General features: G+C 71.1%; 13 protein-coding genes. 9 read left to right on the top strand and 4 right to left on the bottom strand.

Annotated features, from left to right (window positions below; genetic code table 11):
• Positions 1–32 precede the first annotated feature (32 nt).
• The 4 genes from BLW14_RS05255 to BLW14_RS05240 form a co-directional block, all read right to left on the bottom strand.
• The gene (locus tag BLW14_RS05255) at positions 33–1625 is read right to left on the bottom strand and encodes a beta-N-acetylhexosaminidase (RefSeq protein WP_093704820.1); all 1593 of its coding nucleotides are present in this window, start codon (positions 1623–1625) and stop codon (positions 33–35) included.
• 196 nt (positions 1626–1821) lie between these two features.
• Positions 1822–2664, bottom strand: coding sequence for a carbohydrate ABC transporter permease (locus tag BLW14_RS05250; protein ID WP_093704818.1), 843 nt, complete (start codon positions 2662–2664; stop codon positions 1822–1824).
• Positions 2661–3647 carry a carbohydrate ABC transporter permease gene (locus BLW14_RS05245; protein WP_093704816.1) on the bottom strand — a complete coding sequence of 329 codons (987 nt, stop codon included), beginning with the start codon at positions 3645–3647 and terminating at the stop codon, positions 2661–2663. The genes BLW14_RS05250 and BLW14_RS05245 overlap by 4 nt, the downstream gene beginning before the upstream one ends.
• Positions 3648–3683: 36 nt before the next feature.
• Complete coding sequence (locus tag BLW14_RS05240; protein WP_093704814.1) at positions 3684–4952, bottom strand: extracellular solute-binding protein; 1269 nt, start codon at positions 4950–4952, stop codon at positions 3684–3686.
• Between the two features lie 227 nt (positions 4953–5179).
• On the opposite strand from BLW14_RS05240, the gene BLW14_RS05235 reads away from it, so the two are divergent.
• From BLW14_RS05235 to BLW14_RS05195, 9 genes are all read left to right on the top strand, one after another.
• A complete protein-coding gene (locus tag BLW14_RS05235; protein WP_093704812.1) occupies positions 5180–6019 on the top strand; it encodes a GntR family transcriptional regulator in 840 nt (279 codons plus the stop codon).
• A 168-nt stretch (positions 6020–6187) separates the two neighbouring features.
• Positions 6188–7363 carry a lactonase family protein gene (locus BLW14_RS05230; protein ID WP_093704810.1) on the top strand — a complete coding sequence of 392 codons (1176 nt, stop codon included), beginning with the start codon at positions 6188–6190 and terminating at the stop codon, positions 7361–7363.
• Between the two features lie 39 nt (positions 7364–7402).
• Positions 7403–7654: a YkoF family thiamine-binding protein gene (locus BLW14_RS05225; protein WP_093704808.1), complete on the top strand. Its 252-nt coding sequence runs from the start codon at positions 7403–7405 to the stop codon at positions 7652–7654.
• The gene (locus tag BLW14_RS05220) at positions 7651–8028 is read left to right on the top strand and encodes a helix-turn-helix domain-containing protein (RefSeq protein ID WP_093704806.1); all 378 of its coding nucleotides are present in this window, start codon (positions 7651–7653) and stop codon (positions 8026–8028) included. The genes BLW14_RS05225 and BLW14_RS05220 overlap by 4 nt, the downstream gene beginning before the upstream one ends.
• 177 nt (positions 8029–8205) lie before the next feature.
• Positions 8206–8715, top strand: a complete 510-nt coding sequence (gene uraD / locus BLW14_RS05215) for a 2-oxo-4-hydroxy-4-carboxy-5-ureidoimidazoline decarboxylase (RefSeq protein WP_093704804.1) — start codon at positions 8206–8208, stop codon at positions 8713–8715.
• A 19-nt stretch (positions 8716–8734) separates the two neighbouring features.
• On the top strand, positions 8735–9127 hold the full coding sequence (gene uraH, locus BLW14_RS05210; protein WP_093704802.1) for a hydroxyisourate hydrolase: 393 nt from the start codon (positions 8735–8737) through the stop codon (positions 9125–9127).
• A gap of 7 nt (positions 9128–9134) precedes the next feature.
• Positions 9135–10058: a factor-independent urate hydroxylase gene (pucL, locus tag BLW14_RS05205; RefSeq protein ID WP_018100513.1), complete on the top strand. Its 924-nt coding sequence runs from the start codon at positions 9135–9137 to the stop codon at positions 10056–10058.
• 63 nt (positions 10059–10121) lie between these two features.
• The gene (locus BLW14_RS05200; protein WP_093704800.1) at positions 10122–11519 is read left to right on the top strand and encodes a nucleobase:cation symporter-2 family protein; all 1398 of its coding nucleotides are present in this window, start codon (positions 10122–10124) and stop codon (positions 11517–11519) included.
• Positions 11520–11561: 42 nt separating this feature from the next.
• Positions 11562–12959 (top strand): 8-oxoguanine deaminase, encoded by a 1398-nt coding sequence (locus tag BLW14_RS05195; protein ID WP_093704798.1) that lies wholly within the window; start codon positions 11562–11564, stop codon positions 12957–12959.
• The last annotated feature ends 73 nt before the right edge of the window (positions 12960–13032 follow it).

Here is a 13032-nt window from a genome sequence, read left to right as displayed (position 1 = left end):
TCCTTCCGGGAACGTCGTGGGGGACCGGGGATTCACGAGGTTGGCGCTGTTCCTGGGGATGCCGCGGTGAGCGGCCGGGGGTTCAGGGGGCGGTAGCGGACGCCGAGCGCGTCCAGTCGGGCGGTATGGGGGCCCAGACGGGCGAGGAAGCCGGGCCAGCCGTCGCGGCCGCCGGACCAGGCGCGGTCCGCGAGGGCGCACAGCCTCGGATACGTGCGGTACTCGATCCGGTCCTGAGTGGGCGCGTACTCCGTCCACAACTGGGCCTGGGTTCCCAGCAGTCGGGCGGCGTCCGCCGTGTCCCAGTCGTCGGTCAGCGAGCGGTCGCCGTGCACCGCGCGCAGGTCCACCGGCGGGCCCGGCTGTGCGAGGGGTTCGCCGGGGTCGGCGGACTCCGCGTAGTCGAGGTAGGTGGCCAGGTGGTGCGCCGCGACCACCTGGTGGCCGCGGCGGGCGGCGGCGCGGGCGTGGGCCGGGTCGCGCCAGGTCATCACGGTGAATTCCAGGGGGAGTTCGGTGCCGGTCTCCGCCCAGCCGACCGGGATACGGCCCCGCTCGGTGACGTACGCCCCGATCCGGCCCATGAACCAGCCGTGCAGCGCCCGCGCGTCCGGCAGCCCCTCGGCGGCGGCCCGCTCCCGGGCCGCCGGGCTGCTCTCCCACTCGGTGGTCGGGCACTCGTCGCCGCCGACGTGGATGTACGGCGACGGGAAGACGTCCATGACCTCGTCCAGCACGGTCCGGCAGAAGTCGAAGACCTCCTCGTGGACCCCGAACACCGTGTCGCAGACGCCCCACTTGGTCCACACGCCCAGCCGTCGGGACGGGTCGTTGCCCAGCTCCGGATGGGCGGCGAGGGCCGCCCGCACATGGCCGGGCATCTCGATCTCCGGCACCACCCGCACCCCGCGCTCCGCCGCGTACCGTACGAGGTCCCGCAGCTCCCGCGTGGTGTACGCCCCCGAGTGCGGGACGCCGTCGAACGTCTCGGGGACCCGGTCCGGGGGCCCCGCCATCGACTGGCTGCGGTGGCCGCCGATCCCGGTGAGCTTCGGGTACGCCGCGACGGGCATCCGCCAGCCCTGGTCGTCGGTGAGGTGGAGGTGCAGCGTGTTCAGCTTGTGCAGGGCCATGAGGTCCACGTAACGCCGCAGGTAGGAGACCGGCTGGAAGTGCCGGGCGACGTCGAGCATCGTGCCGCGCCACGGGTGCGCCGGGACGTCGCTGATCTCCACGCAGGGCAGCGTCCAGGAAACCCCGCGCCGGGCACCCGCCGAGAGCGCCTCGGGGGGCAGGAGCTGGCGCAGCGTCTGGACCCCGCACAGCAGCCCGGCCGGCCGGGCCGCCCGCAGCAGGACCGTGCCCGGGCCGATGGTGAGCCCGTACCCCTCCTCGCCGAGGCCGCTGAGCTGCGGGTCCAGGGCGAGTACGACGCGGCCGGTGGCGGAGGGGGCGAGGGGGAGTCCGGTGCCGGGGGCGAGCAGGGTGCGCAGCAGGTCGGCGGCGCCCTCCGCGCCCGGGTAGGCGCGGATGCCGGTGTCCGGGGCGAGCGTGAAGCGGCCGGGGCGGGAGGCGACCTTGCGCGGGCGGGGGACGAGGGAGTGTTCGGGGCGGGGTGTGGGCATGCGGGGCCTCCGGGAGGGGTGCGGGGTCGTCGGTCAGGCCGTGTGCGGCGGATCAGGTCGGGTGGGGCGCGGCGTCTGGTGCGGTGCATCGCAAGACGCCGGGGCGTCCTCATCGCGGAGCGATCAGGCGTTTCGGCAACGCCGCGAGGCACCGTGCCAGGCGTCGCGACGCCGGCCCTGATCCGCCGCACACGGCCTAACCCTTGACGGCGCCGGCCGCGAAGCCGGAGGTGACATGGCGCTGAAGCAGCAGGAAGACCACCAGCGCGGGCAGGGCGAAGAGGGTGGAGGCGGCCATCGTGGCGCCCCAGTCGGTGCCGAAGGTGTTCTGGAACGACGACAGCCAGACCGGCAGGGTGCGGCTGTCCTGGTGTTTGATGATCAGGAAGTTGGCGTACGCGAACTCGTTCCAGGCGGTGATGAAACCGAACAGCGAGGTGGCCATCAGACCCGGCGCGAGCAGCGGCAGGGCCACCTTCCGGAAGGCGCCGGTCCTGGTGCAGCCGTCGACCTGCGCGGCCTCCTCCAGCTCCGGCGGGATCGTCCCGATGAAGCCCCGCAACACGATCACCGAGAACGGCAGCGTCACCATGAAGTAGACGAGCGTCAGCGTCGGCAGCCGGTCCAGCATGTCCGTGTCGCGGGAGATGATGTAGATCGGGATGATCAGCGACTCCCAGGGCGCCATCTGCGCGATGAACACCATGAGCATGAACTGCCGCCGCCCCTTCCAGCGCAGCCGGGCCACCGCGTACGCCGAAGCCAGCGCGACCACCAGGGCCAGCAGGATCGAACTCGCCGTCACCAGGAGGCTGTTGCGCCAGAACATCCCGAACCCGTCGGCCTGCACGGCGGTACGGAAGTGGTCCAGGGTCCAGGTGTGCGGGAAGAGCTGCGGGTCGGTCGACTGGATGTCCTTTGACGGCTTGAACGCGGTGGAGATCATCCAGTACACGGGGAACAGACAGACCAGGACGGTCAGCGTGGCGGCTGCGTTCAGCGGAAGCTGCCGCAGTCGGGCGCTACGGGCACGGCTCATCGGATCTCGTCCTCCTGGCGGAGCATCTGGCGGAAGTAGAGGACGAGCACCCCGGACATCAGGACCACGGTGACCATCGAGGCGGCCGAGCCCAGGTCGTAGCGCTGGCCGGCGAGCGCGGTCTGCACCGCGTACACGGGCAGGATCGTGGTGGCGTCGCCCGGGCCGCCCCGGGTCATCACCCAGATCTGGACGAACGCCTTGAACGTCCAGATCACCTCCAGCGAGAACACCAGCAGGAAGATCGGCCGGAGCACCGGCAGGGTGACCGAGCGGAAGATCCGGGCGCTGCTCGCCCCGTCCAGCCGCGCCGACTCGTACAGCTCGGTGGGGACCGTGGTCAGCGCGGAGTAGATCGTGATCGCCGCGAACGGCACCGACTGCCACACGACCAGCAGCACCAGGATGGCGAAGGCGGCGGTGCCGTGCGCGAACCACGGATAGCGGTCGAACGAGGAGAAGCCCGCACCGGTCAGCAGATGGTTGACGATGCCGAACTCGGAGTGGAACAGCCACTGGAAGACCGTGGTCGCCGCGATCACCGGCATGGCCCACGCCAGCACCAGCGAACTGAGCACCACCGTCCGGGCCACCTTGCCCAGCCGCTCGGTCATCAGGGCGACCAGCGTCGCGATCACCATGATCAGGACCACGTTGACCGCCATGAACAGGAAGGTGCGCCGGACCACCTCCCAGAACCGCTCATCGGTCAGCAGGGTGCGGTAGTTGCGCAGCCCGACGAACTCCGCGTCCCCCGTGATCAACTGCCGCAGCCGGAAGTCCTGGAGCGAGATCAGGACCGCCCGCAGCAGCGGATAGACCAGCAGGTAGAGCATCCCGCCGACCGCCGGAGCGATCAGGGCGTACGGCCACAGGCCGCGCGGTTCCCCGGACCGCCGCCGGCGGGGCGGCGGTCCGGACGTGCCGGGTACGGCCCGGCGCTTGGGGCTGGGGGGTGCGGTCCGGTCCCGGATGACCGACACGGCACGCCTCCTCTCGAGGGTCTGGGCGGATGGGGATCAGGAACCGGAGTTCATGGCCCGGGTGATGTCGGCGGACGCCTTGGCGGCCTCCTTCGCCGGGTCGCCGCCGGTGAGGACGGCGGTCATGTAGTCCTTGATCGGGTTCTCCGCCTCGACCGCCGCCCAGCTCGGGGTGTTGGGCGTGGCGTGGCCGTTCGCGGCGCCGACCGCCATCGCCGCCGCGCCCGGGTCGCCGGCCACCGCGGATGCGAGGGTGGTCCGGTTCGGCACGTAGCTCATCGCGACGGCGAGCTTCTTCTGCCAGGCGTCACCGGTGAGCTCCTTGATGAAGGTGAGCGCCGCCTCCTGCTTGCCCGACGCGGTGGGGATCACCAGGTCGGAGCCGCCGGTGAAGACGGCTCCCGGGGCGTCGGCCGTCTTGCCGGGGATCGGGAAGAAGCCGAGCTTCCCCTTGAGGTCCGGGTTCTTCTCGATGACGACGTTGGCGCCGCCCGGGGTGGAGATGACCTGGGCGACCTTGCCCTGGGCCATCACGTCGGCCTGCGGCGGGTCGGCCTCGTCGGCGTCCTTGGGCCCCTTGCCGAGTGCCTGGAGCTTTTCGTAGAACTCCATGCCGCGCCGCGCCTCGGGGGTGTCCAGGGCGCCCTTCCACTTCCCCCCGGACTCGGTGGCGAGGTCGCCGCCCTCGTCCCAGACGAAGCCGGCCAGCGCGTACCACGTCTGGCCCGGGAGGTAGATGCCCTGGTCGCCGCCCTTGTTGAGCTTCTCGGTCGCGGCGATCCACTGGTCGCGGGTCCTGATGGTCTTCGCGTCGATGCCGGCCTTCTCGAAGAGGTCGGTGCGGTAGATGACCACGCGGTTGGCCGCGTAGTACGGGATGCCGTACTGCTTGCCCTCGTACGCGCCGGGCTCGGCCAGGCCCTTGAGCCAGTCCTTGCCGTTCAGCTCGTCGACCTTGTCGCTGAGGTCGAGCAGCCCGCCGCTCTGCGCGAACTGGGCGACCTGGGTGTTGCCGCTCTCGATGACGTCCGGGGCGTCGTTGCTGGCGAGCGCGGCGGTGATCTTCTCCCCGATGCCGTCCCACTCCTGGATCTGGACCCGGGCCCGGATGCCGGGGTGCGCCTTCTCGAAGCCCTGGACGAACTCCTTCTGGAACTGCGCCGAAACGCTGTCGCGCATCAGCCAGACGTCGATGCTGGTCCGGCCGTCGCCGGAGGAGTCGGACGAGTCGTCGGACGAGCCACAGGCGCTGAGGACGGCGGCCAGGACGAGCGCGGACCCACCGGCAAGCAAGCGGTACTTCACGGTTCACCTCTGGGAGAACAGGACCTGACCACCTGACCAGTGAAGGCCGCTGGACAGCTCACCTCTTGTTGGTGGATGAAGGTGGCATGGACCAATGGAGCCGTCAACCCCCTTGTGTTCAACGGAATTTGGCGATCTCTCGCCGGGGTGGCCCGCAGAAGCGGCTACAATCCACCTGACCAGTGGTCCAGTGGTCAGGTACCCAACCCGCCAGAAGGGGGCAGCGCATGGACGCCGACGCATCGGGGACGGTGCTCAAACGGGAGCGGGCCCGTGACGCCATCTTGGAAATGATCGAGTCCCGGCGCCCCGGCGACGCGATCCCCTCGGAGCGGTCCCTCTGCGCCACGCTCGGCGTCTCCCGGCCCACTCTGCGCGCCGCGGTGGACGAGCTGGTCGCGACGGGGCTCCTCGTGCGGGAGCACGGCCGGGGCATGTTCGTCGCGCCCGAGAAGATCACCCAGGAGCTGATCTCGGCGGACCTCGCACTGTCGGTCCCGCAGGCGGCGGGGGCCTGGTCGAGCCGGCTGCTGGAGTTCACCACGCTCCAGGCCGGTGCCCGGGTCGGCCGGAAGCTGCGCATGTCACCGGCGGCCGACATCGTGTACGTCGCCCGGCTCCGGCTGGTCGACGGCGCGCCCATGGCCATCGAGCACCTGCACATCCGGGCCGAGCTGGTGCCCGGCCTGTCCGCCGAGGAGCTGGAGAACGGCGACCTGTACGAGCACCTGCGCGAGCGCCACGACGTACACGTCCACGAAGCGGTCCAGGCCATCGAGCCGACCGTGGTGACCCGCGCCGAGGCCCGCCTCCTGGACGTGCCCGAGCTCTCCCCGGCCCTGCTCTTCGAGCGGCTGACCTCGGACACCACGGGCCGGCCCGTCGAGTACGTGCACTCGCTCTACCGGGGCGACCGCTACCGCATCGTGTCCCGGCTGGCCCTCGGCCCGGCCGCCGCCGTCGAGCCGGTCGAGGGCGGCCACCATCCGGGCATCCCGCCGGGGGACTTCGCCCAGCGCGAGCCGATCACGTCCTCGACGCGCGGCGACATCCAGTCGGGGGACTGAGGGCATGGGCGAGGCGGCGGGGCGTCCCGGGCAGCGCGCGTGCCCGGGCCCCGTCGCGTCCGCGCATTGCGCCGTGCGCAATGACCGGTGCAACTCTTGCGGTGGCCCCCGGGAGAGGGCCACTGTGGCTCAGACATCCGACGCAACCGACCCCACGAGGTGCCTCGCATGACGTCCCCCACCAGCCGCCGCACCCTGCTCGGAGCCCTCCTCGCGGGCGGCGCCCTCGCCGCCGCCCCCAGCCTCCCGCGCACCGCGCACCGCCCCGCGCCCCACCATCCGCACCCCGCACACCCCGCGACCCGGAGCACCCGCACCCTCTACCTCGGCACCTACACCTCGACCAGCCCCGGCGGCACCGGCATCGGCGTCGCCGCGTACGACCCGGCTGCCGGGGCCATCACCGACCGCACCGTCGTCACGGGCGTCGAGAACCCCTCGTACCTCGCCCTCCACCCCACGGGCAGCACGCTCTACGCGGTCGACGAGCAGCAGAACGGCGGCGTCACCGCGGTCGCCCTCGCCGACGACGGCACCTTCCGGGTCCTGGGCGCCCGGTCCACCGGCGGCGCCGGCCCCTGTCACCTCTCGGTCCACCCGGGCGGGCGGTGGTTGTTCAGCGCCAACTACACCTCCGGCAGCGTCGCCGTGCACCCGCTGGCCGAGGACGGATCGTTGGGGGAGCGCACCGACCTGGTCGCCCACACCTCACCCGCCCCCGGACCGGGGCAGGACGGCCCGCACGCGCACCAGATCATCACGGCCCCCGACGGCGACCACATCCTGGCCGTCGACCTGGGCAACGACACGGTCTACACCTACCGGCTCGACGAGACGGACGGCTCCCTGGAGCAGGTCTCGTACGCCGCGCTGCGGCCGGGCGCCGGACCCCGCCACCTCACGTTCCACCCCGACGGCCGGCACGCGTACCTGGCCTGCGAGCTCGACAACACGGCCGTCGTCTGCGGCTACGACCCCGCTACCGGCATCCTCACCCCGGGCGACCCCCAGTCCACCGGCACGGGCTCCGGCACCAGCTACCCCGCCCAGTTCCTGGTCACGGCGGACGGCCGGTTCGCCTACCTCGCCAACCGGGGGCACAACAGCATCACCCGGTACGCCGTCGAGGACGGCGGGGCCGCGCTGAGCCTGATCGACACCGTGCCGGTCGGCGGCGACTTCCCCCGGCACACCGCGTTCTCGCCGGACGGCACCCTGCTCTTCGCCGCCAACCAGAAGTCCGGCACTATCACCACCTTCCGGGTGGACGCCGAATCCGGCTCCCTCACCTCGGTCGGAACCCCGTACGCGGCCCCGGCGGCCGTCTGCGTGCTGCCGGTGTAGGGCGCTAGGGTCGAGCCCGAGCCGTATCAGGGAGGCACCATGCGCTTGAGAGTGGAGTTCACCACCGAGCCATTCGATCTCGACGAGGCGCCCGCGCACGCGGTCGTGGCGCGCGAGGTCATCCAGTCGGCCGAGCTGGACGCAGTGGACGTCGGCCCCTTCGGCAACACGGCGGAGGGCGGTGCCGACCAGGTGCTCACCGCCGTGGACAGCCTGCTGCGGCAGGCGCTGGCATCGGGTGCCACCCGGGTCTCGCTCCAGGTCAACGTCATCGGAGAGGACCCGAAGTGACCGGACCGGTGGACCACCCCCTCGTCACAGCCGTGAAGCCGCTCGCCGACGCCATGGGCGCCGAGCTCCTCGGACCGGGGGACGCGCATCCCGACGACGTGGTGCTGGCCTGGGAGGGCGAGGACGTCGTGGCGGTCCGGCTGCCCCAGCTCTCGGAGTCGCTGGACCACATCCTCGCCGCGATGGAGCGCCGGCACGGCATGCCGCTGGCCGAGCTGGACCGCAAGGCCAAGCAGGAGGCCGTCCGGCTCCTGGAGGCACGCGGTGCCTTCTCCGTACGACACGGCGTGGAGACCGTGGCGGGGGCCCTGGGAGTCTCCCGGTTCACCGTGTACAACTACCTGAACAGGGAAAACGGTACGAAGAGCGGGTAGTTGGACAACGCGCGCACGCGTGGCCGATGCATGATCGATCAGGCCGCCGCCCGGACCGCCGGGCGGCGGCCTTTTCCATGAACGGAATTTCAACAAACTGTTGACGTCGTGTTGCGGAGGGCGTTAGCTATCCGCAGCCCGACCAACGCACAGCGAAGAACAGCCACGGAGGCTCCCGTGACTTCGAGCTCCACGCCGGGCCTCGCCCGGTTCAACACCCAGGCGGACGCCGAGGCGGCCGCCGCACTGCACGAGGTGTGTGCCAGTGCGGCATGGGGAAGAGCGATCCTCTCCCACCGCCCGTACGCCACCACCGAAGCCCTGCTCTCCGCGAGCGACACCGCCACGGCGGCACTGGACGCGGAGGACCTGGCCGAGGCCATGGCCGGTCACCCGCCGATCGGCCGCCCGAAGCCCGGGGACCCGACCTCCTCCCGCGAACAGCGGGGAATGGCCGGGGCCTCCGAGGAGCTCAAGGCCGAGATGCTCGAACTCAACCTGGCCTACCAGGAGCGGTTCGGACATGTCTTCCTGATCTGCGCCACCGGGGCCACCGGTGAGCAGATGCGCGACGCGGTGAAGTCCCGGATCGGGAACTCGCCCGAGCAGGAGCGGGGGATCGTGCGCACCGAACTGGGCAAGATCAACCGCATCCGGCTCACCCGCCTCGTCACGGAAGACGCCTAACAGAAGGAGAGGGAAGGTCTTGAGCACCTTCGCCACCGCATCGGTGTCCACCCACATCCTGGACACCAGCATCGGCCGCCCCGCCGCGGACGTCGCCATCTCGCTCGCCGCCCGCTCGGGCGGGGACGCGGACTGGGTGATGCTCGGCGGCTCCGCGACCGATGCGGACGGGCGCTGCAAGGACCTGCCGGCCCTGCCGGAAGGCACCACCCACGTACGGCTCGACTTCGAGACCGAGCCGTACTTCACCGCCAAGAAGCAAGCCGAGGCGCAGCAGGACGCCCCCCGCGTAAGGGACAGCGGCGCGTTCTTCCCCGAGGTGGCGATCACTTTCGCCGTCACCCCGGGCGAGCACTACCACGTACCGCTGCTGCTCAACCCGTTCGGCTACTCCGTATACCGAGGGAGCTAGCAGACACATGCCCACGATTCTCGGCCAGAACCAGTACGGCAAAGCAGAGAACCGCGTCGTCAAGATCACGCGGGACGGCGACACCCACCACATCAAGGACCTGAACGTCTCGGTCGCCCTCTCCGGCGAGATGGACGACGTCCACTACTCCGGCTCCAACGCGCACGTCCTGCCCACGGACACCACCAAGAACACGGTGTTCGCGTTCGCCAAGGAGCACGGGATCGAGTCCGCCGAGCAGTTCGGCATCCACCTCGCCCGTCACTTCGTGACCTCGCAGGAGCCGATCAAAACGGCGCGCATCCGCATCGAGGAGTACGCGTGGGAGCGCATCGCCACCTCCGACGCGAACTCCCGCTTCATCGGGTCCGACGAGGTCAAGCACTCCTTCGTCCGCAAGAACCAGGAGATCCGCACCGCCCAGATCACCTTCGACGGTGAGAAGTGGCAGGTCATCTCCGGGCTCAAGGACCTGACCGTGATGAACTCGACCAACTCCGAGTTCTGGGGCTACGTCAAGGACAAGTACACGACGCTCAAGGAGGCGTACGACCGCATCCTCGCGACCGACGTCTCCGCCCGCTGGCGCTACAACTGGACCAGCGACGAGCAGCGCATGCCGAACTGGGAGAAGTCCTACGAGCAGGCGCGCAAGCACATGCTGCACGCCTTCGCCGAGACCTACTCGCTCTCGCTCCAGCAGACCCTGTACCAGATGGGTTCGCGCATCATCAACAACCGCAGCGAGATCGACGAGATCCGCTTCTCGCTGCCGAACAACCACCACTTCCTTGTGGACTTGGAGCCGTTCGGCCTCAAGAACGACAACGAGGTGTACTTCGCGGCCGACCGTCCGTACGGGCTCATCGAGGGCACCGTGCTCCGGGACGGCGTCGAGCCGCAGATCCCGGTCGACATGACCAACCTCTGACGCGGCGCCGCGCCGGTGCCCGTCCCGCGCGGACGGGCACCGGCCGGGCCGGAGGGAACCCTCATGGCACAGCCAGCATCCGGGCCCGCGGAAGCAGAAGGCCCCTGTTCCACCCCGCCGGTGCGTGCGGTGCACCCGGTGGACGAGAAACTCAGCCCCGCGCGGCTCCTGCCGGCCGCGCTCCAGCACATCGCCGCCATGTACGCGGGTGTCGTCACCCCTCCGCTGATCATCGGACAGGCCGTCGGCCTCGACGCGGCGGGCATGACCCGGCTCATCGCGGCCAGCCTGATCATCGCCGGCTGCGCCACCCTGCTCCAGACCCTCGGCATCCGCGGCCTCGCCGGCAACCGGCTGCCGTTCGTCAACGCCGCGTCCTCCGCCGGTATCGCCCCGATGCTCGCCATCGCCGAGACCAGCGCACCCGGACACCAACTCCCGGCGATCTACGGGGCGGTGCTCGTCGCCGGGGTGTTCTGCCTGGCCGTCGGGCCGTTCTTCGGCAGACTCCTGCGATTCTTCCCGCCGCTGGTCACCGGGGTCGTCATCACCCTCATCGGGGTCACCCTGATGCCCGTACCCGTCTCCTGGGCGCAGGGCGGCGACAAGACGGCCACGGACTTCGGCGACATGAAGTATCTCGGGCTCGCCGCGTTCACCCTCGTCGTCATCCTGCTCATCCAGCGCTTCGGCCGCGGCTTCCTGCGCCAAGTAGCGCTGCTGATGGGACTGCTGGTCGGCACACTGGCAGCCGTCCCCTTCGGGCTCGCCGACTTCTCCTCGCTGCGCGACGCCCCGCTCGCCGCCGTGCCCACCCCGTTCGCCTTCGGCGCGCCGGAGTTCCAGCCGGCCGCGATCCTCTCCCTGTGCATCGTGATGCTCGTGCTGATGACCGAGTCCTCCGCCGGGATGCTGGCCGTCGGTGAGATCTGCGACCGCCGCACCGACGGACGCACCCTCACCCGCGGCCTGCGCACCGACGGCCTCGCCACCCTGATCGGCCCCGTCTTCGGCGGCTTCCCCACCAGCGCCTTCGCGCAGAACGTGGGCGTCGTCTCGCTCACCAGGGTCCGCAGCCGGTACGTCGTCGCCGCGGCCGGAGCCGCGCTGCTGGTGCTCGGCCTCTTCCCGGTGCTCGGCGCGGTCGTCTCGCTCGTCCCGATGCCCGTGCTCGGCGGCGCCGGCATCGTCCTGTTCGGCTCGATCGCCGTCAGCGGCATCCGTACGCTCTCCGAGGCCGGCCTGGACGACAGCTCCAACATCATCCTGGTCGCCGTGGCCCTCGGCGCGGGCATCGTCCCGCTCGCCGCGCCCGGCTTCTACGCGGACTTCCCGTCCTGGGCCCAGACCGTCCTGGGCTCCGGCATCAGTGCGGGAGCGCTCGTCGCGGTCCTGCTCAACCTGTTCTTCCACCATCTCGGCACCCACGGCCGCGCCGCCGTGGCACTCAAATCCTCCTAGGGTCCTGCCGTGCCCACATCCCGCATGAGAGAAGGAAGCACCATGGCAGCACCGGCAGCCCCCGACCGGGTGGAACGCATCGTCATCGAGAACTGTTCGATCGCGACCGTCGACGCCGCCGACACCGAGTACGCCTCGGGCCACGTCGTCGTCGCCGGCAACCGCATCGAATCCGTCGGCGCCGGCCGGGCACCCGAGGGCCTGGAGAACGTCGTACGCCGGATCGACGGCACCGGGCACCTCGTCACGCCCGGCCTGATCAACACGCACCACCACTTCTACCAGTGGATCACCCGGGGCCTGGCCACGGACCACAACCTCTTCAACTGGCTGGTCGCGCTGTACCCGACGTGGGCGCGCATCGACGAGCAGATGGCCCGCACCGCCGCGCAGGGCTCGCTCGCCATGATGGCGCTGGGCGGCGTCACCACCGCGATGGACCACCACTACGTCTTCCCGAAGGGCTCCGGCGACCTGTCCGGCGCCATCATCGGGGCCGCCCGCGACATGGGCGTACGCTTCACCCTCGCCCGGGGCTCCATGGACCGCAGCGAGAAGGACGGCGGGCTGCCCCCGGACTTCGCCGTGGAGACCCTGGAGGGCGCGCTCGCCGCCACCGAGGCCACCGTCGACGCCCACCACGACGCCTCCTTCGACGCGATGACGCAGGTATCCGTCGCCCCCTGCTCGCCGTTCTCCGTGTCCACCGAACTCATGCGCCAGGGCGCCGAACTGGCCCGGCGCAAGGGCGTGCGGCTGCACACCCACGGCTCGGAGACCGTGGAGGAGGAGAAGTTCTGCCACGAGCTGTTCGGCATGGGCCCGACCGACTACTTCGAGTCCACCGGCTGGCTCGGCGAGGACGTGTGGATGGCGCACTGCGTCCACATGAACGACTCCGACATCGCCGCCTTCGCCCGCACCGGCACCGGCGTCGCCCACTGCCCGTCCTCCAACGCGCGCCTCGCCGCCGGCATCGCCCGCGTCCCGGACATGCTCGCCGCAGGCGTCCCGGTCGGCCTCGGCGTCGACGGCACCGCGTCCAACGAGTCCGGCGAGCTCCACACCGAACTGCGCAACGCCCTCCTCATCAACCGCCTCGGCCCCCACCGCGAACGCGCCCTGAACGCCCGTCAGGCCCTGCGCCTGGGCACCTACGGCGGCGCCCAGGTCCTCGGCCGCGCCGCCCAGACCGGCTCCCTGGAGCCCGGCAAGCTCGCCGACCTGGTCCTCTGGAAGCTGGACACCCTCGCCCACGCCTCCATCGCCGACCCGGTCACCGCGCTCGTCTTCGGCGCCGCCGCCCCGGTCACCCTGTCGCTGGTCGACGGCAAGCCGGTCGTCGAGTCCGGCCGCCTGGTCACCGCGGACGAGGAGGCCATCGCCCGCGCCACCCGCGACGAGGCCCGCCGCCTCGCCCAGATCGCCGCCGGGGCCTGACGGACCGGGTCCGGCGATCCCGATACCGGCCGGGCGAGGGGGACGGCCCTCGGCCCGGCCGCCGCGGACCCGA

The organism is Streptomyces sp. 2131.1, from assembly GCF_900105515.1.
In the GTDB taxonomy this organism is placed as follows: domain Bacteria; phylum Actinomycetota; class Actinomycetes; order Streptomycetales; family Streptomycetaceae; genus Streptomyces; species Streptomyces drozdowiczii.
This window is presented reverse-complemented; position numbering and strand designations above follow the sequence as displayed.

Excerpts from the sequence above, each read along its gene's own strand:
- BLW14_RS05230 (WP_093704810.1), top strand. The coding sequence starts at position 6,188 with ATGACGTCCCCCACCAGCCGCCGCACCCTGCTCGGAGCCCTCCTCGCG.
- BLW14_RS05235 (WP_093704812.1), top strand. The coding sequence starts at position 5,180 with ATGGACGCCGACGCATCGGGGACGGTGCTCAAACGGGAGCGGGCCCGT.
- BLW14_RS05195 (WP_093704798.1), top strand. The coding sequence starts at position 11,562 with ATGGCAGCACCGGCAGCCCCCGACCGGGTGGAACGCATCGTCATCGAG.
- BLW14_RS05200 (WP_093704800.1), top strand. The coding sequence starts at position 10,122 with ATGGCACAGCCAGCATCCGGGCCCGCGGAAGCAGAAGGCCCCTGTTCC.
- BLW14_RS05225 (WP_093704808.1), top strand. The coding sequence starts at position 7,403 with ATGCGCTTGAGAGTGGAGTTCACCACCGAGCCATTCGATCTCGACGAG.
- BLW14_RS05255 (WP_093704820.1), bottom strand. The coding sequence starts at position 1,625 with ATGCCCACACCCCGCCCCGAACACTCCCTCGTCCCCCGCCCGCGCAAG.
- BLW14_RS05250 (WP_093704818.1), bottom strand. The coding sequence starts at position 2,664 with ATGAGCCGTGCCCGTAGCGCCCGACTGCGGCAGCTTCCGCTGAACGCA.
- pucL (WP_018100513.1), top strand. The coding sequence starts at position 9,135 with ATGCCCACGATTCTCGGCCAGAACCAGTACGGCAAAGCAGAGAACCGC.